The sequence below is a fragment of the Peptoniphilus grossensis genome, assembly GCF_001940285.1.
GTDB lineage: Bacteria > Bacillota > Clostridia > Tissierellales > Peptoniphilaceae > Peptoniphilus_A > Peptoniphilus_A faecalis.
On sequence record NZ_MJIH01000001.1, the window covers coordinates 904,606 to 922,535 of the forward strand.

Annotated in this window: 12 protein-coding genes and 1 pseudogene; 3 read left to right on the forward strand and 10 right to left on the reverse strand. The window is 31.8% G+C overall.

Going from position 1 to position 17,930, the window contains the following annotated elements; genetic code table 11:
- Positions 1-47: 47 nt before the first annotated feature.
- Together BIV18_RS04440 and BIV18_RS04445 are read right to left on the reverse strand one after the other, a co-directional pair.
- Positions 48-4,685: an S-layer homology domain-containing protein gene (locus BIV18_RS04440; RefSeq protein WP_075659474.1), complete on the reverse strand. Its 4,638-nt coding sequence runs from the start codon at positions 4,683-4,685 to the stop codon at positions 48-50.
- Between the two features lie 1,047 nt (positions 4,686-5,732).
- A complete protein-coding gene (locus tag BIV18_RS04445) occupies positions 5,733-6,242 on the reverse strand; it encodes an adenine phosphoribosyltransferase (protein WP_075659475.1) in 510 nt (169 codons plus the stop codon).
- Positions 6,243-6,354: 112 nt separating this feature from the next.
- Here BIV18_RS04445 and nhaC point away from each other — a divergent pair, with 112 nt between their 5' ends.
- Entirely contained in the window at positions 6,355-7,791 is a 1,437-nt protein-coding gene (nhaC, locus tag BIV18_RS04450; RefSeq protein WP_075659476.1) for a Na+/H+ antiporter NhaC, read from the forward strand.
- A 51-nt stretch (positions 7,792-7,842) separates the two neighbouring features.
- The gene (locus BIV18_RS04455; protein WP_075659477.1) at positions 7,843-8,598 is read left to right on the forward strand and encodes a formate/nitrite transporter family protein; all 756 of its coding nucleotides are present in this window, start codon (positions 7,843-7,845) and stop codon (positions 8,596-8,598) included.
- Positions 8,599-8,630: 32 nt separating this feature from the next.
- Here BIV18_RS04455 and BIV18_RS04460 read toward each other — a convergent pair whose 3' ends face one another.
- From BIV18_RS04460 to BIV18_RS04470, 3 genes are all read right to left on the reverse strand, one after another.
- Positions 8,631-9,332: a YwaF family protein gene (locus tag BIV18_RS04460; RefSeq protein ID WP_075659478.1), complete on the reverse strand. Its 702-nt coding sequence runs from the start codon at positions 9,330-9,332 to the stop codon at positions 8,631-8,633.
- Between the two features lie 72 nt (positions 9,333-9,404).
- Positions 9,405-9,830: a PaaI family thioesterase gene (locus tag BIV18_RS04465; protein ID WP_075659479.1), complete on the reverse strand. Its 426-nt coding sequence runs from the start codon at positions 9,828-9,830 to the stop codon at positions 9,405-9,407.
- Positions 9,817-10,875, reverse strand: a complete 1,059-nt coding sequence (locus tag BIV18_RS04470) for a DNA polymerase IV (RefSeq protein WP_075659480.1) — start codon at positions 10,873-10,875, stop codon at positions 9,817-9,819. The genes BIV18_RS04465 and BIV18_RS04470 overlap by 14 nt, the downstream gene beginning before the upstream one ends.
- Positions 10,876-10,978: 103 nt before the next feature.
- On the opposite strand from BIV18_RS04470, the pseudogene BIV18_RS04475 reads away from it, so the two are divergent.
- Positions 10,979-11,587: pseudogene (locus BIV18_RS04475) on the forward strand (haloacid dehalogenase-like hydrolase); the annotation flags it as partial.
- Positions 11,588-11,603: 16 nt separating this feature from the next.
- On the opposite strand, the gene BIV18_RS04480 reads toward BIV18_RS04475, so the two are convergent.
- From BIV18_RS04480 to BIV18_RS04500, 5 genes are all read right to left on the reverse strand, one after another.
- Complete coding sequence (locus BIV18_RS04480) at positions 11,604-13,385, reverse strand: thioredoxin domain-containing protein (RefSeq protein WP_075659482.1); 1,782 nt, start codon at positions 13,383-13,385, stop codon at positions 11,604-11,606.
- Entirely contained in the window at positions 13,382-14,317 is a 936-nt protein-coding gene (locus BIV18_RS04485) for an NAD(P)/FAD-dependent oxidoreductase (RefSeq protein WP_075659483.1), read from the reverse strand. The genes BIV18_RS04480 and BIV18_RS04485 overlap by 4 nt, the downstream gene beginning before the upstream one ends.
- A gap of 9 nt (positions 14,318-14,326) precedes the next feature.
- A complete protein-coding gene (locus BIV18_RS04490; RefSeq protein ID WP_075659484.1) occupies positions 14,327-14,932 on the reverse strand; it encodes a histidine phosphatase family protein in 606 nt (201 codons plus the stop codon).
- A 114-nt stretch (positions 14,933-15,046) separates the two neighbouring features.
- Positions 15,047-16,657, reverse strand: a complete 1,611-nt coding sequence (locus BIV18_RS04495) for a MutS-related protein (RefSeq protein ID WP_075659485.1) — start codon at positions 16,655-16,657, stop codon at positions 15,047-15,049.
- A gap of 143 nt (positions 16,658-16,800) precedes the next feature.
- Complete coding sequence (locus BIV18_RS04500) at positions 16,801-17,742, reverse strand: D-2-hydroxyacid dehydrogenase (protein ID WP_075659486.1); 942 nt, start codon at positions 17,740-17,742, stop codon at positions 16,801-16,803.
- Between the last annotated feature and the right edge of the window lie 188 nt (positions 17,743-17,930).

Consider the following 17,930-nt stretch of genomic DNA (forward strand, 5'->3'; position numbering starts at 1 on the left):
CTCCAATTATTGAAGGTTGGTAATTTTATTTGTTTTTATCTTGTCTTCTAATTTACTACTTTTACAGCTTCAATTAAGACATCACTTGCCGGCATAATAAAATAAGTCTTGCCTTGTCCGTCTGTCTTAACTTCTACAGTTTTACCCTTTGCAGTTATTTTCAACTTGTACTTAGTTTTTCCAAAATTAACTGCTTCTACATAGATTTTAGAACCTGAAATACCTTCATCTAACCATTCATTTTTACCAAAGGTAATTGAACCCTTAGTTTCAATTTTATATGTTTTAGATTCTGAATTTGAATTTTCATCCACAGGCTTGCTGCTACCTTCGCCTGGATTTCCTATACCGGCATAGATAAAAATATGAGCCTTGAAGTTTGTTTCATTATACTGATCAGACTCCCTAGATACATAATCTAAAAGTTCTTGATAACTATTTGCCGTCTTATTGAATAAAACATCATTATGCTTCTGAGTCTCATTTGTCTTCTCTCTTGCAATATAGAAATATCTAAAACCAGGTGTTTCAGATAATTCTTTTAGTTTATCTAACATATTTTGGTTTAATAAGGCATATTTTTGACCCGTTTTGAAGTTTTCCTGAGTCAAATGATAAGTTTGCTCTTTTTTTACAATATTCCAATCATAAATACGAACTTCGGCATCAATAGCTTTTTCATCTACTAGCTCTGGTTCTTCCGGATCATTTTCATCTACATAATTTGGATCTATGCTGGCATAAATATAGACTTGACCTTTATATTGATCTTCATCATATTCATCAGATTCTTTCAAGCTATAAGCTAATAATTTTTCCAAATTTCCAATAATTGTGTCATTTCTTGTGGCAGAAGATATAGGTTCTCTATGGATATAGAAATACTTAAATCCCGGTTTATTCGCCAACTTTGTCAATGTCTCTTTCATGTTTTCATTTAGATTAGACAAGGGTTGATCCGTCATAAACTCGTCCTGAACATTTTCTTGGTCAACTGAAAATATAAATACTTTCATCGGCACAGACTGTTTTACTTCTTCTTCCTGTTCATCTACAAATATAGTTTTAATTGTAGTATCCTTATCTATTTTAATTTTAATAGGTTTAGTCTCATAGCCTGCTATGCCAGTTATCGGATCTTTTTCCCCTTCAAATACTATTGGTTCATTATTTACCAGAATTTGTTTTAAAGTTTTCCCATCTCCAGTATTCAAAGCTACCCTAATATAGATAGAACTTTCAGGGCTTACATCTAGTGTAGTCCCTCTCATAAAGGACATTTCTTTATAGTGAGCCGTTCTATATTCTCCAGCAGGACCTCCTGAATACTCAACATTGGATTTTTTGTCGTCATTTATCTCATAGGAAGCATCCTTCCACTTTCCTATATAATCATCGCTTCCATATAGACAATAGGTATATGGATTCATTTCTGTCGAAGTGAATCTAATTGTATGTTTATTGTCTTTACTTACTAAAGATTTTTCAAATTGTTCCAAGTTAAAGAGCTCTACACCTATTTCTGTAATTGCAGGTTTCTCAAGCTTAAGAATTTTTTCTGCTCTTTTAATTGTTTCTACTAGTCTATTTGCACTATCTGATGTGTATCCACTTAAATCCAGACTTTTAGCGCTTTTAACTTTAGCTTCTAATGTCGCCTTATCTGCTTTTTGTCCCTTTGCTTTAATCTGTGGATTAAGATTCATTACATAATCATCATAATTATCTAACACAACCATATCCTTTGTAACTTTTAGGTTTAATAATTCTTCCGTCGTATATGTTTTGCCCGTCTTTTCTATTTGCCAAGCAGCTACTTCCATGCCCTCTCCTGCTTCAAAATTTAGAATGGCATTTTTAACCTTGTCAACATCAGAAAATTTTTGGTTGATTCGGATTTCTAAATTTTTGTTAATATTAGGATCTATGCCGCCGTATATATAGACAGTTTCGCCTAACTCTACGTCTTCACCTGGTTCAGGTTGTGGTTCAGGCTGAGGTGCCGGTTCTGGTTGTGGTTCAGGCTGAGGTGCCGGTTCTGGTTGTGGCTCTGGTTCTGGTTGTGGTTGTGGCTCCGGTGTGGAATTTTCATCTATTAATATCGGACTTATTGTTACATCAGATTTCGGCATGATGAAATATGGCAAATCTCCTTCAGGATATTCCACTTTAATATCTCTACCATCTGCATTAACTACTTTCCAACCGTCAACTTTCTTTCCGAAAGCTGTCATATTGGAACCAAATTTTATCAAAATCTTAGAGCCAGCTTGATAATCAAACTTTCCTTGTATATAATTTGTCTCATAATCAGCCTGGATAGTGAACATTATCCCTTTTCCATCTATCTCTATATTGAATTTTTCTCCATCGGCTATTTCCGGTGGTATAACTGGTGCTACAGGATCTCCTTTATTGTCTAGGTTTGCATTATATGGGTTATCATAGAAGTATATATAGATGTTAGGATTTCCCGCTCCATATCTATGTTCATTACTTGATGTCATTGCCAATAGTTCCTTGAGATTTGCAGGTCCATTTCCTAAAGATTCAAATCTTATATCTCTATACTCTCCATTAGGACCTTTAGCTCTTGCAATATAGATACTGTGATGTCTATATTGTTTAGATAATTTATCCATTACTGCTAATGTCTTTTGATCTAATTGACTATATGGCTTGCCTATAATGAATTTATCCTGAACATAGATTTCACCACTGTCATAATGGCTACATCCTGCACGTGTTGTTCTCCAAATGTTGACAGATACCTCGTTGGATAATTTATCCGTCTCTAATTCTGGTGCCACATAGTTTTGATCTTTTTCAGTCACCATTTCTATATTGATATACTTAAATCCAGTTGGGCAATCCTGAATCATATTGGATGTCAATGTTAATTGTAAAATTTCATCTATGGTATATTCTCTACCGGTTTCTTTTAATTTCCATTTAACAAATTTATATCCCGGTGCCGGTTTTGGATTTTTTAAAGCGGTTTTGACATCTTCTCTTGAATCAAATTTGTCCCCTAAATCCAATCTTAGCCCATCGAGGCCCGCGCCATTAAATGCTGGTTTGCCTTTTTCGAATTTTGATTTTATTTCAGTAGAAATTTCAGTAGGATCTTTTTTGTCTGTTCCTGTAGGATCTTTTTTGTCTGTTCCTGTAGGATCTTTTTTGTCTGTTCCTGTAGGATCTTTTTTCTCCGGTTTCTTTAATGTATTATCATAGGCATAAATGTAAATATCTGTATAGCCTCCACCATATCTATGGTCTTCTGTAGATTCCATTGCTTTTAATTCAGCTAAAGTCTTAACTTCAATATCCATATTTCCCTCAGATGGATATCTTCCAATATAGAAGTTTTTATGTCCTTCTACTTTGGATAGTTTTTCTAGCTCTGTTAAAACCTCTGAATTTAATTCACCATATTTTTTACCTATTTTAAAATCCTTTTGAAGAGCTTTTTCTTTTATCGCAAAGTGTTTGCAACCCAATCTACTATAGCTATAGACATGGACTGACGCTTTTCCTTCAAGGTCTTGATCTTTATAGTTCGGGTCAGCCTTGGTAATAGGCTTTAACTCTACATAATGGAAGCCATAGGGACATTCATAAACCATGTCCTTAGTTAGCTTTGTACCTAATAGCTCCTCTATTGTGTATTGCTCTCCTGTTTTTACCGATTGCCATTTTTCAAAAATTTGTCCCCTTCCAACTTTTGGATTTGATAGGGCTTCTTTGATTGCTTTTACGTCTCCAAATTTTTGATCTATGTCAATTCTCAACCCATCTAAGCCTTTAATTCCTGTGCCTAGTAGTGCAGACTTCCCTTTTTCATATTTACCTGTCTGGTCTAGTCTTGGACTTATCGATTTTTGTATTTTATCCCTATCTTCCTTTGGCTCCACTGGTATTGGCTTTGGATCTGGTTTTTTTATTTTTGAGTCCTTTGAACTACTACCACTATTATAATCTCTAGATCCACTGCTACTTATAATACTAAAAGATGATGCTCTTTTCCCCAGTGTTTTTTTAGAAACATCGCTCTCCTTTTTTATTTCTTGGTCTTGTTTATTCAAGAGTTCTTTACAATTATATAAAGCTACAAAAGCATTTTCTCTAGTTGCCGCTTGATTGAAATCTTTTATTTCAAGTCCAACATCATTTCCAATGATTTTTTCTTCTTTAGCCCAATTAATATAAGAATCAGGCCATTTGGCATTTTTTATCATCTGATCACTGAGATCTCTTTTGCTAGCCACTACTAATATCTTGATTAGTTCCGCATAAGTAATATTATTCTCTGGTTTGAAAGTCCCATCTGGGTAACCTTCTATCAAATATTGACCATTTGGCATTTTTATTTTGCTTGCTGCTTGAATCACTCCCTTTGCCCAGTGATTTGAATTAACATCTGAATATTTAGATTTTTCTGATTGAAATTTTGCCGCCTCGTCTTTATATCCCAAGGAATATATTAGGATTTTTGTAATCTCACTTCTCTTAATTGGATCGCCAAGGTTTAAATTTCCTCTTTCATCTCCTTCAACTATTTTTGCACTAACTAATTTGTCAACTTTTTGTTTATTAGTTAATTCTTCTTTAGCAAAGACCTCAAGAGGCACAGTGCCAATCATCATTAACATTGCCATCATTAGCACAATTAATTTCCTTTTCATATCTACCTCCTAAATAGAATTAATGACACAAAATATCATTTTATAGTAATCTTGCTTATCATAGCCTTGTTTTGCTATATGTTTTTATCATAAGTTCTACTCTCTTTTGAATTAATTCCATTTTTTTGCAAAATTTTATTATTGCAAATATTTTATTGTGAAAATGTTTATCTCTTTTGACTACCTCCCTTTAAAAAATAAAATCCCAATCAAAATCTTCATTCATGGACATGCTATAGCTTGTAAAGACTTTGATTTAATAGAAATATCCCTCATTAGAGTATAATATAATTGATTATTATTATCATATAGATAATTATCGTTATTTTTTTAATTCTTGAAGATAAAATTAGTTTTTATTTCTCCACAATTGATTGCAATATGTGTAAATTTTTTAATTTGCCTTTTTACTTTAATTTAAATTTTAATAGCAAATGTTTTTACCTATGACTTAATGTGTGAGTGTCTTTTTGCTCCACATGATGGTACAAGAAATTGAAAATTCTTAAAAAATAAGTTTAAAGAAGTTTATGTATGTGAAAATGTCTTTAGAATTTATTTTAAAAAATACGTACTTTTTCGATTATGTTTTAATTATTGTCTATTTAATTAAACTCATACAAAAATTAAGAGAGTTACAAGAAATTATTTCGATAGGATAAATTTTCCAGAATTTGAAAAGGAATAATACTTGTTTATAAATATTTTGAAGAAAAGAAATCTGCAAAACATTATGCTTTTGTTTTTATGCTAAAAACATCTAATCTTTATTTATAGCTTAGAATTGTTTTATGTATTTATTTTTAAACAAAAAAAAGACTCGACATATCGAGCCTCCCCAAAATTTGGCATAAAGCCAAAAATCTCCTATAAAATTATAGCATTAAATTGCTTTTCCCTGTCAAGGCATTATCCTAACAGGTAGAATGATCGAGTCTTAACTCCCCTCAGCATTTGCTCCCATAATCTTATTATAAATTTTTAATAAAAATATAATAGTGGTTTTTCAAATCAAATATCCAATAATTTTTAGATTAAAATTATTCCTTAATATTTTATAATTGATTCCACTTTTACGCCCTTTAAGGTTTCTCTTCCCTTTAAATCTAATAACTCAATTAAGAAAACTATAGAAGACACTTCGCCCTTTAATCTTTTTACAAGATCAACACATGCCTTAGATGTACCACCAGTTGCAAGAAGGTCATCTACTATTACAATTTTTTCACCAGGGTTAATTGCATCCTTGTGAATTTCTATAGAATCTTTTCCATATTCAAGCTCATAGGATTCTATCAATTTGTCGTAAGGAAGTTTGCCTGGCTTTCTTGCTGGCACAAAACCCTTGTTTAATTTATAGGCAAGTGCCGCACCAAAAATGAATCCCCTAGCTTCCACACCAATAATTTTATCCACATCTTTGTCAATTTTTGTTGCCATTTCATCCACTGCTTTTTTAAAAGCATCTTTGTCCTTTAAAAGGGTAGTAATATCTCTAAAGATAACTTTCTCTTTTGGATAATTTTCTATTGCACGAATTGTGTCTTTTAATTCCATAATTTCCTCCATTCCTTTATAGTATAACATCTTTGTTAATTAACTAAAACTTTTATTATTTTAATTTTAATGATATAATATGTTAAATTTTTAAATTTACACGAGGTGTTAAATGAATAATAAAAATATTAAAAATATTAAAAAATATGATAAAGATATAAGAAAAGCAAATTTTGGCGAGGCAATTTTTACTTTCCTTTCTCTTGTAATAATTATGTTTGTGAGCATTATAAAATATGAAGAAAGTCCTCATATCCCCATGTTAATTGGTGTTTTTATAGCATCTCTCGTTGCATTAAAAATAGGCTATAGTTGGAAGTTTATTGAAAACTCAATGATAAAGGGAATCTCTCAAGCCATGCAATCTATTATAATTTTGGCAATTATTGGAGTTTTAATTGGCATTTGGATTTTAGCCGGAGTTGTTCCAACTATGATTTACTACGGACTTTTAATTTTAAAACCTTCAATTTTTCTTGTAGCTACAGTTTTAATAACTTCTATAACTTCACTTGCTACGGGAACTAGTTGGGGAACAGCTGGCACAATGGGCATTGCCCTTATGGGAATTGCAAAGGGTTTAGGCATACCTGCTCCAATAACTGCAGGTGCAGTTTTATCTGGATCCTACTTTGGCGACAAAATGAGTCCCCTATCTGATACTACAAATCTAGCACCAGCAATGGCTGGCACCGATGTATTTACGCATATCAAGGCAATGTTTAAGCCAACTGTTATAACATATATTTTAACTCTTGTAATCTTCGGATTTTTATCAATGAAATACAGCGGAAGTTCTGCCGATTTATCTAGTGTAAATGTAATTACTAATGGTTTGAAAAATAATTTTAATATATCTCCCCTTCTTTTAATTGCACCTTTAATTGTAATACTTTCCATTGCAAAAAAGATTCCCGCAGTCCCTGGAATAAGCCTTGGCATAATTGCAGCTGCCATCTTAGGGCCAATATATCAAAATATAAATTTTGGAGATATCTTGTCTGCTGCACTAAATGGTTTTGTTTCGGAAACTGGAGTTGAGTCTGTGGACAAGCTTTTGACAACTGGCGGACTTAACAACATGATGTCTTCTATTTCACTTACTATTATCGCCATGATGTTTGGTGGCATTGCAGAAGAAACTGGAATCCTAGAAGCAATAGTGAAAAAGTTCCTTCACAAAATAAAGTCCACTGTTGGAATAGTAACGGCTACAATTTTAACTTGCTTTTTTACAAATGCAACTATGCCCGAGCAGTACATCTCCATAGTTGTGCCTGGAAGAATGTTTAAAAATGAATATAAAGATAGAAACTTAGATCCAAAACTTTTATCTTCAACTCTTGAATCAGGTGGAACTGTTACATCTGCAATGATACCATGGAACACTTGCGGTACTTATATGACATCTGTACTTGGAGTTCCAACAGTACATTATCTTCCCTTTTTGTTTTTCAATCTATTGATGCCAATTGTACAAATAATAATTACAGCAATTGACGCAAAAAAATTCAAGCTTTCTACTGACAAAGATACTTTCACCAATTGAAAAACTGCCTCTTTTTGATATAATGTTTAGTGAAATAAAAAGAGGTGTAATATGTATAAAGATATAATAACTGGACTTATAAATTCTGCAAGCAATAAGAAAAATTTACTTGAAGCTTCTTTCTTCAAGTACATAATTTCCTCAATGCTTGCAGGATTTTTTATTGGTATAGGAATGCTCATAATGATACTTTCGACAAATGTATTTTCTCCCCTACCAATTGCAGCTGTAAAATTTATTAATGGGTTTTTCTTCTCTCTTGCATTATCCTTTGTAGTTTTTGCAGGCGGCGAACTCTTCACTGGAAATGTCCTCGTTACAACCCTTGGAAGGCTAAATAAAAAAATTGAAACGTCTACATTTTTAAAAATTTTAATATTTTCCTATATTGGAAATCTTTTGGGCTCAATTTTAATCGCATTCTTATTTAAAATGACTGGTGTATCCCCTGAATACAATGAAACTCTATTAAAACTTGTAGCCGGGAAAACAAATTTCGACTTCACTGCACTTTTATTTAAGGGAATTATGTGCAATATCTTAGTATGTATAGCAGTTTTAATATGCTCAAGAAAAATCTCTGACTCAGCAAAATTAATTTTAATTTTTTGGTGTATCCTAGCCTTTGTAAGTCTCGGTTTCGAACATAGCGTGGCAAATATGACTTGCTTTGCCCTTGCAAAAATATTAAATCCAGAATTTAGCTTTGCATTAATTCTTAAAAATTTAATACCAGTTACAATTGGAAATATTGTTGGTGGTGTGCTCGTTGCAATAACTTATAATATTATAGGTAAAGACAAATAAAGAAGACAGGTTTTTATTTTCCTGCCTTCTTCTTATATCTTTAATTTTAAAATTAATTTGTAGATAAAAAAGGTCATCACCATTACAAAAATTGTAACTGTAAAAAGTCCCAAAATATAATTTGGAAATACATTTTTTATCACTTCAAGAGGAGAACCAATATAAGGTTCTTCAATAAAAAAATAATTTGCACTTAACTTTTTATTTAAAATTCTTATAATAGGCAACATGGCAATTATAAAAATTGCTGGATAAATAATATCAATAAGCTTTGGTTTGTATTTCTTTGAAAGAACAAGATATATGGGATAAAAGGAATTAGCTCCGTGAATTATCCACGAAATAATTGCAACATAGGAATACCTATTTACACTAGTCCACCCTGGTGTAATTAAACTTAAAATGGCAGCCGGCATAAATAAAAAGAAAAGCGATGCCCTTATAAATTTACTTTTGAAAAAAACATCTAATGACATAAACTGTGCTCCAAACAAACAAAGATGAAAGGGTAAGTAGGAGCTGTCATAATGTCCCATTATTAAAACTATAATAAGCCTTATTATCTCCAGTGTAATTGGCATTATCGCAAAAACTTTTCTAAAGTTTTTATTATTTTTCCAAGGTTTATATAAAATTATTGCAAAAATAAAAATAATAAATATGCAGGTGAAGTGATACCTTCCAAAAAACTCAAAGCCAACTTCACCATAATTTAAATCCCAAAAATTTCTCATTTAATTAAAATCCTTTATAATTTTCTTTAGAATATTTTATCATAGAACTTTAAAAGTTTTTTTATTTTGAAATTAATTTTCTAAAAATTCCCTTCCAGTGATTTCAACTTTATCCAAGATAAAAAGCGTGAAACTTCCCTTTGCAATTATTTTGTTCTTGCACATGGCGACAACTTCAATCACTTCTGTGCTTTTTCCCACGTGAATTATTTTTGTATTAGAGTAAATTTCTTCTCCATAGCTTATGGAGGAAATAAAATTGACACTCGAATCTAATGTAACAGCTTTTTTTCCATTTATGATAGAAAGGCAACCTGCAGCTGTATCCATTAATGCAAAAATTTCTGCTCCGTGAAGTATATTATAGGCATTAAATTGATTTTTCTCTGGTTTCATTTTTAAAACTAAATTATCGCCATCTAGTTCAAAAAATTTTATATTACTTTTTTTAACATATTCATCATCTTTAAATAAATTTTTTAAATTAATTTTTTTCATTTTTCCTCCTACTAAAAAAAGAAAGCTGTCTTATGTTTAGATCTACTAAATTTGAAACTGTGATGCCAATAAGCCTTAGCTTCTCGCCTTCATAAGCTTCATCAAAAATCTCCATACTTTTATTTAGTATATCTCCTTCTTCATAAATTGCATTGTCATAAGTTTTTGACCTAGTCTTAACTTTAAATTTTTCATTTTTCATCTTTAAAGTTAAAGTGTATCCAGAAATCTCCTTTACAATTAAATCTTCTGAAACTTCTTTAGAAAATTCTTTTAAATAATTTATGAGTTCTTCTTTGTTTTTTGTAGCTTCAAAGGTTGATTCCGTGCCAAGACTTTTTCTCATAGTGTTTGGCGTTACTTCCCTATTATCCACTCCTCGAATTCTATTGTAAATTTCTTCGCCACTTTTCTTAAACATATTTGCTAAAAATTCATAGGAAAGTTCATAAAGATCCTCAACTTTATTTATTCCAATATTGCGCAGTTTTTCCTCCGATTTTCTCCCAATACCGTGAACCTTTCTTATATCCAGTGGAAATAAAATTTCTGGAATATCGGACTCTCTAATAACCATTACGCCACTAGGTTTGTTCCAGTCGCTTGCAAGTTTTGCTAAAAATTTATTATAACTAAGGCCAACACTCACGCTTAACCCTGTTTTATTAAAGACATCTTTTTGTAGTTCGTAAACAATATTTTCGTCATAACCAAGTCCTGTTACATCGAGATAGGACTCATCTATGGAAACTTTTTCGATTTTGTCTGTATAAGTCCTTAAAACTTCAAATACTTCTCTCGATTTTTCCAGATACCTATCTCTTCTCATGGGCTTAATTATTAAATGATCGCAAAGATTTTTCGCCATATACATGGGCATGGCAGAATGAATGCCATATTTCCTCGCAACGTAATTAGCCGTTGTTACAACTCCATGATTGGATTTACCCCCTACAACTACTGGCTTGCCTATTATTCTATTGTCGTCAAGTTCTTCTACTGATGCATAGAAAGCATCTATGTCAACATGTATAATAATCCCCATAAATATCACTACTTTAGTATATCATATTAACTTTTTATAATGAAGAAAATTTGATATAATTACATTGAGGTGAAATCTTGAAAAAAAAGTTGCACTCTATGATTTTGACAAAACTATTGTTGACTGTGAGTCTATATTGGAACTTTATAAATACGCATACAAAAATAAAAAAATAAATATTTTTAAAACTCTTTGGAATTTAATTTCTGCATATATCAAGTCAAAAATTAATTCCGACTTTGAAATAATGAAAAATGAAATGGTCTCTGTTATAAAATATTTTTCAGAAGATGAACTCAAAAGCTTCGTTACAAATTTTCTCTACCCCAAATTTTTCTTTAAAGAATTTGAAAGTGAATTTAATTCCTATGACGAAGACACTGTTAAAATCCTCTGCTCTGCTTCTGCCACAAATTATTTAATCTATGTAGGTGAACTCTTTTGCTTTGACTACATAATTGGAACGGATCTAGACGAAGATTATAAATTAATTCGTGGCAATAATAAAAAGCAAATCAAGGTAAAAAATATCAACGAAATTTTAAAAAGAGATGGAATAGATATTGATTACGAAAATTCCCTTGGCTACTCCGATTCTTATAATGACGATAAATATATGCTCAGGCTTGTAAAAAATAGATTTTTAATCAACTCTAAAGTAAAGAAAAAGGGATATACAAATTTAACTTGGCATAAAAAAACTGAGGGTTAATTTTCCTCAGCTTTTTTTAAATTTCTAAAATATATTTTTCAATTAGCTTGGCAATTTCGTCATAGGATTTTTCTCCAATAAACTCGTAAACTTTTTCGCCCTCTTTATAGAAAGAAACTCTAGGCAATTGGAAGATTTCATATTTTTCTGCAAAGTCTTTATTTTTGTCGAGATCCATGTAGTAACAGCTAATCTCTTTGAATTCTTCTTCTAGGAGAACTTGCATTACTTCCATAAGTGGTTCACAGTGAGAACATCTATCTGCACCAAAGATAACTATGGCTGCTTTTTGTGATTTTATCGTGTCGCCAAAATAATTTTGCATTACATATTTTATTACTGATTCATTTCTCTTAATTACTTTCTTATTTTCTTCAAGATCTAAAACTGATTCTGATTCTTGTGAAAGTGGATCTATATCGTTATTTAGTTCACTTCCATTTACATTTGTAACAGCAACAGACTTGAAACTTCCTGCTCCCTTTAGCTTGTAATAAGATGCATCTTCAATCTCTTCAATTTCATTTTCACTTTCATCTACGTCTAGATAATCGTAGGGATATCTATAAACTCTGTAAATCATGTTATTTTTCAAAACATTTTCTGTCGTAGTTCTATAAGGGCAGGTCCATTGCCAAACTATTTCCTTTGAAGGTGTGATTTCAATAACCATACCCTCTGTCGCAAGGGTTATTAGAGTGTTTCCATTGGGAAGTCTTTGAAGATTTCCGCCATAGGGTGAATAAAATTTGTAGCCATTCATTGGAATTGAAAAACCAAAATCCCTTGGATCTACGGACCAATTTACAGAAAGTGTTACTGGATTTATCTCTAATATTCTGGAATAATTTCTAACAAAGGGCAGTAGTCCTGAAGGTGATGTGAGTGTTGGTGAGCCGTAGCCACATCTTCCTCCATTGTCAAAAATCAATAGATTGCCCTCGCCTTCCAAACCTCTTGGAATTATACTTGCAAAGGCAGAGCCAACTACTGGATCTATTTTCTTGAAGTCTGAAAATTTTGGTCCCAGCTTGTAACAAATTCGTGACCTCTTTTTGTCGATTATGCCAATAATATTTGCAGCTCTCGCAGTAAATAAAATATTGTCTGGATGAAATCGTGGATCGCCCTGATCGTACCACTTGTTTTCGCCAATTGTAGAAATTGATGTCACGTCTAAATAATTTCCAAGAGGTCTTTCCGTAATCCTAAGATTTGGATTTCTGTATAAAACATTTTTTGCCTCTTCGGAAAATCCAAGTTGGTCAAAGTGTTCACTAAAGGAAAATTTCCAAATAATATTTCCCCTTTTGTCTACTTCTAAGATTACATCGTCAAGCAAAGTCTTGTCAGAAATTCTATTGTCCACGATGGCATCGTGAACTAATATAAGCGTATTGCCACCTTGGATGATTTTTTCTCCAGGGTAATAATATCCAAGTGAGTTTCCTTCTCTTTGAAAATCAGAATGTGCTCTAGCCATCCACTTTGGTCGATAACCTCTGTCCTCTGTGAACTTAAATTTGTCGAAGTCAAATACAACTCTTCCATCTTTGTCAAATTCAACTAATTTTATACCGTCACTGACTCCAAAATCTGATGATCTAAAAGAAGAAATACTCATAATATTTTTATTTGGAAGCATCTTTGCAGGCATTGGGTTCACAGAATACCTCTTAAGCTCCCTGCCGTCCATTTTTGTAATTAGTGCTCCGTCCTTTGCCGTTGAAATTAAATTTATACCATTGTATGCCTTTTCTTTATTGTAGACTACAGTTCCCCTTGGATAAACTCTCATCTCACACCCCTATTTCTAATGTATCTCTCTGCATAAACAGTAGCCACTGCACCATCACTTGCTGCTGTAACAATTTGTCTAAGAGGTTTTTGTCTTATATCTCCTGCAGCATAAATTCCTTCTATAGATGTCCTCATGCAGTCGTCCGTTACAATAAAGCCAAAATCATCTAAATCTAAATAATCCTTTACAAATTCTGAATTTGGACTCATCCCCGCAAAAATAAAAACTCCATCAGAAGTCACTCTAGTATTTGTATTGTCAGATAAATCTAAAATATCAAGACTATTTACTCTGTCATCGCCGTAAATTCCCTCGAGTTTTGAGTGCCATGTGTAAGAAATTTTTGGGTTCTCCTTAATTTTTTTAACTTCCAATTCATTTCCATCGAAATTTCCTTCTTCGTGAATAATAATCATATTAATTGAGTTTGCATAATTAGAGAGATAATCTGCCTCTTCTAGTGCAAGATCACCTGAACCTAAAATATGTATGTCTTTGTCCTTAAAATAATCTGCATCACAAGTTGAACAATAGGACACACCACGACCAGCAAATTCAATTTCTCCAGGAACATTTATCATCTTTGCATAAGTTCCCGTTGCAATAATAATTGCCTTTGCAAAAAATTCTCTTCTCCTTGAAGTAATAAGCTTGAAACCCTCGTCTATCTTTTCGATCTTTGAAACAGTTCCATAAGTAAACTCGTTAGTATTAAAATTTTCTGCTTGCCTTCTAAATTCATTTATCAAATCTCTCCCAGAAATTTCTTTGAATCCTGGATAATTAATAACCCTAGGAGTATCGTTAACCCTGCCGCCAAAGGAAAATTTTTCGATTACCAAAGTGTTTAAAAGAGATCTCCCCGCATAAATAGCAGCACTCAAGCCAGCTGCACCTGCGCCAATTATAATTAAATCATAATTCTTCATTTAATCACCTCAAATAGAATCCACAGGATTTTGTGGTGCCTTTTTTATAATTTTAAATTTACCATCGTGATAATCGGCGATATTAAACTCTCCATTTCGCCTAACTCTATTTATCCAAAACTTTTCCATGGGAATATCTTCCATAATAGAAAACATAGCTACAATAGTTACGCCGTGAGCCACAACTAAAATAGTGTTGTCAAGTTCTGGATAAATAGCAAATTCAAAGAATTTTTCCACACGTTTTCTAAGATCGTATAAACTTTCACCATCAATGCGGTTGTATCTATGTGGCTTATTAAAATAAAGTTTGTGAAGCCATCTATCACTGTCTTTAACATCCTTAATGTTTTTGCCTGACCAATAACCCACATCAATTTCACGAAGGAGTGAGGTCTTTATAATATGCCTGTTGGGACAAATTAATTTTGCAGTATCATAGGCACGACCAAGGTCAGAAGAATAAATCTTATCGAAGTGAATATTCTTTGACTTATCGTGAAGCGCCTTTCCCATCTCAATACCTTCTTTAGTAAGGGGCGAATCATCTTGCCCTTGAATTATATTAAGCTTGTTCCATTCAGTCTCACCATGTCTTGTAAAATAAATCCTCATACTACCCTCACAATCTGTATAAAAAATATATTCTTAATAATATTATATATTATTAAGAATAACAATTAAAGAAAGAAAAAATTACTCCTTAAAGAAACCACTGAATAAAGCAGTCTATCTGTTTTCCATTTCCTTTGAAAGAATTCTTGCCTCATTTATTATTTCTTCTGGGTAGTTTAGACTATCCAAAATTGCTATGGCATTCCTCGTAGTGGCAGGTCCTTCTTTTATTAAATAATCAAACTTTATGTCGCCATCTTCTATTTTTTCTTCAAAGTGTTTATTATTAAATTCATCCTTCAATAAAATTGTAAGCTCTATATCATGAGTCGCTGCCACCACATGATTTTTCTTTGCCAGGTATTTTAATGTCGATGTAGCAGATGCAATTCTATCAATAGTATTAGTTCCTCTAAAAATCTCATCTAGCAAAATTAACTTTTCTTCCTCATCTTCTATCATCTCTCCAATTGCCTTGGACTCTGCCATAAAATAGGAAAGATTTTTCATTATTGAGTCGCTAATGTCAATAGCCGATGTTACTTTAAGAGGTTTTATTTCAAATTTTTCGCCAAAGAAAATGCCAAAGCTAAGTGCAAAAACTGCATTGATGCCAATGGTTCTAAGATATGTCGACTTACCCGATGCATTAGAACCCGTTAAAATTATTGATTTTTCCAAATTCAAGTCATTTGGCACAGCATCTTTTAATAATGGATTGTACAAATTTTTGCCACAAATTTTCTCACTAAAAATTGCCTCTCCTGTTTTATATGCCCTTTCAATGGAAATAATTCCTATTTCACAGTCGATTTTTCCCAATAGATAATATAGTCTAAAAATTTCATCTTTATACTCTTTAAAGTATTTTTGTGACTTCGAAAATTTTCTAGCTTCCGATAAAAATAATACATTTTTGTAAGTTTCTGCAAAATCCATTTCCGCATTGCCCGTCAAAAAACCAAAGGATTTCAAAGTTTTCTTTAGTGGAGAAATCCTTTTTAAAATATTTTCTATCTCTTCTAACTCTTCTATAAAGACTTTTCTTTTATTTTTCATCAAATTTTCTGAAACAAATAAAATGCTTTTAAACCTAACTAAAGTTTCTAATTTACCAAGGGTTATGTCATTAAATTTTTTATAAATGTAAATATTTATTCCAAGTAGGACAAAAATAAATAGAAGCGATCCAGCTCTTAAAAAGATAAAAAGAATTAAAATATAAAGTGCTGTAAAGGAAAAAATTCTCGCTCCAATTTCAAGCTCTCTATCTATTTCAATTTCTTCTTCAACTAAACTTAACACATCTTCTTTGAAAAATCCAATTTTGCCAAGCTGAAACTGAAGATCTAATAACTCATCTTCCTGCTTTTTATAAATATTTCTATTGTTTTGAGACTTTATCAACTCATCCTTATCTAAAATTAAATTTCTAAGTCTGTGATAAAAATATTCAAGCCCAAGCCTCGACACATTGTGATTTATTTTCTCCGTTATTTTGTCAAAATTCAAATCATTGGCTGTGATTTCTGTTAAATTTCCACCAATCCTTTTATGTAATCCGTCAATTTTCCCCTTAAATTTTTTTGAGTGAACCTTTCCAAAGTCTTTTATTATTTCTTCTCTCAAAATTTTTTCATTTCTCACTTTTATATAATAATTGTAGAAAAAAATTATTGCAGTAAATACAAGTAGTAAAATAATGGGTACATAATAATCCTTCATATCAACCTCCCCCTTTAATATATTATAAAAAATTTTAAAGAGCAATGTTATTTTGCATAAAAAACCTGCCCACAATTGTGAGCAGGTTTCTAATTTATTTTAGTCTTAACTCTATATGCTATCTTAAATTAGCTATTGTATTCTTATTTTCCGAAAAGTTCATCAAAATTTCTTAGTACTACATGTCCAATATCGTCTTGAGCATCGATAGTAGAGCCACCAATATGTGGTGTTACATAAAATCTATCTAGTTCAAATAATTTACTTTCAACTGGAACATCTTGAGTGTCAAGTCCACCAGAGCCAAGTTCATTAGAAAGTGTATCTAAGTTAGCTCCACCTAATTTACCATTTTTAAGGTAATCATAAAGTGCATCTTCATTAACAATTCCACCACGTGCAGCATTGATTATGCAAGCTCCATCTTTCATCTTTTCGAATTCATCACTAGAGAATAAATCCTTAGTATCTGGAGTAAGTGGCATGTGAAGAGTGATAATGTCAGACTCTTTTACTATTCTATCAAAATCAACAAGTTCAACATAATCGACTTTAATATCTTCTGGCTTTAAGAATGGATCATAAGCAAGAACATTCATGTGGAATACCTTGGCGATTTCTGCAACTCTTCTACCAATTGCACCAAAACCACAAATTCCTAGAGTTTTATTTCTAAGTTCTCTACCAATCCATCTGTACTTATTCCAAATTCCGCTCTTAACTTCATTTTGAGCTTGTACAGAGTTTCTATAAAGATCTAACATTTTTGCAAAAACAAGTTCAGCAACTGCATTTGCATTTTGTCCTGGAGAGTTTTTAACTGGAATATTTTTTTCCTTTGCATACTCAAGATCAATGTGATTAGTTCCTGTTGAACCAACAAAAATTGCCTTTAAATTTTTAGCCGCATCGAGAACCTCTTTGTTGATGAATGGATCAACTCTCATAAATAAGAAATCATAAGGTTCAATAATTTCTGCTAGCTTTTCAGAAGTTGGAAGCATAACCTTATCGAGTTCAATACCTCTTTCTTCAAGTCCCTTATCAATTACATCTGACATATAATCTACCATTAACGCTTTCATTTACATCCTCCTTAAAATTTTATGTACTTTGCTACATCTATATTGTAGTTGAAATCATACTCTTTTTCAAGTTCATTTGTAGCCTTAATATAATTAACACTTTTTTTTAAAAAAACCCTTTCAAAATTGGCGTATATTTACTTTAAGTTAATATTTTTGTCAAAGGCTTTTTTATTTTTATATAATTT

What these genes read in the sequence shown, in the direction of transcription:
- BIV18_RS04440 (WP_075659474.1), bottom strand. Translation starts at nt 4,685, where the DNA reads ATGAAAAGGAAATTAATTGTGCTAATGATGGCAATGTTAATGATGATT.
- BIV18_RS04445 (WP_075659475.1), bottom strand. Translation starts at nt 6,242, where the DNA reads ATGGAATTAAAAGACACAATTCGTGCAATAGAAAATTATCCAAAAGAG.
- nhaC (WP_075659476.1), top strand. Translation starts at nt 6,355, where the DNA reads ATGAATAATAAAAATATTAAAAATATTAAAAAATATGATAAAGATATA.
- BIV18_RS04455 (WP_075659477.1), top strand. Translation starts at nt 7,843, where the DNA reads ATGTATAAAGATATAATAACTGGACTTATAAATTCTGCAAGCAATAAG.
- BIV18_RS04460 (WP_075659478.1), bottom strand. Translation starts at nt 9,332, where the DNA reads ATGAGAAATTTTTGGGATTTAAATTATGGTGAAGTTGGCTTTGAGTTT.
- BIV18_RS04465 (WP_075659479.1), bottom strand. Translation starts at nt 9,830, where the DNA reads ATGAAAAAAATTAATTTAAAAAATTTATTTAAAGATGATGAATATGTT.
- BIV18_RS04470 (WP_075659480.1), bottom strand. Translation starts at nt 10,875, where the DNA reads ATGGGGATTATTATACATGTTGACATAGATGCTTTCTATGCATCAGTA.
- BIV18_RS04480 (WP_075659482.1), bottom strand. Translation starts at nt 13,385, where the DNA reads ATGAGAGTTTATCCAAGGGGAACTGTAGTCTACAATAAAGAAAAGGCA.
- BIV18_RS04485 (WP_075659483.1), bottom strand. Translation starts at nt 14,317, where the DNA reads ATGAAGAATTATGATTTAATTATAATTGGCGCAGGTGCAGCTGGCTTG.
- BIV18_RS04490 (WP_075659484.1), bottom strand. Translation starts at nt 14,932, where the DNA reads ATGAGGATTTATTTTACAAGACATGGTGAGACTGAATGGAACAAGCTT.
- BIV18_RS04495 (WP_075659485.1), bottom strand. Translation starts at nt 16,657, where the DNA reads ATGAAGGATTATTATGTACCCATTATTTTACTACTTGTATTTACTGCA.
- BIV18_RS04500 (WP_075659486.1), bottom strand. Translation starts at nt 17,742, where the DNA reads ATGAAAGCGTTAATGGTAGATTATATGTCAGATGTAATTGATAAGGGA.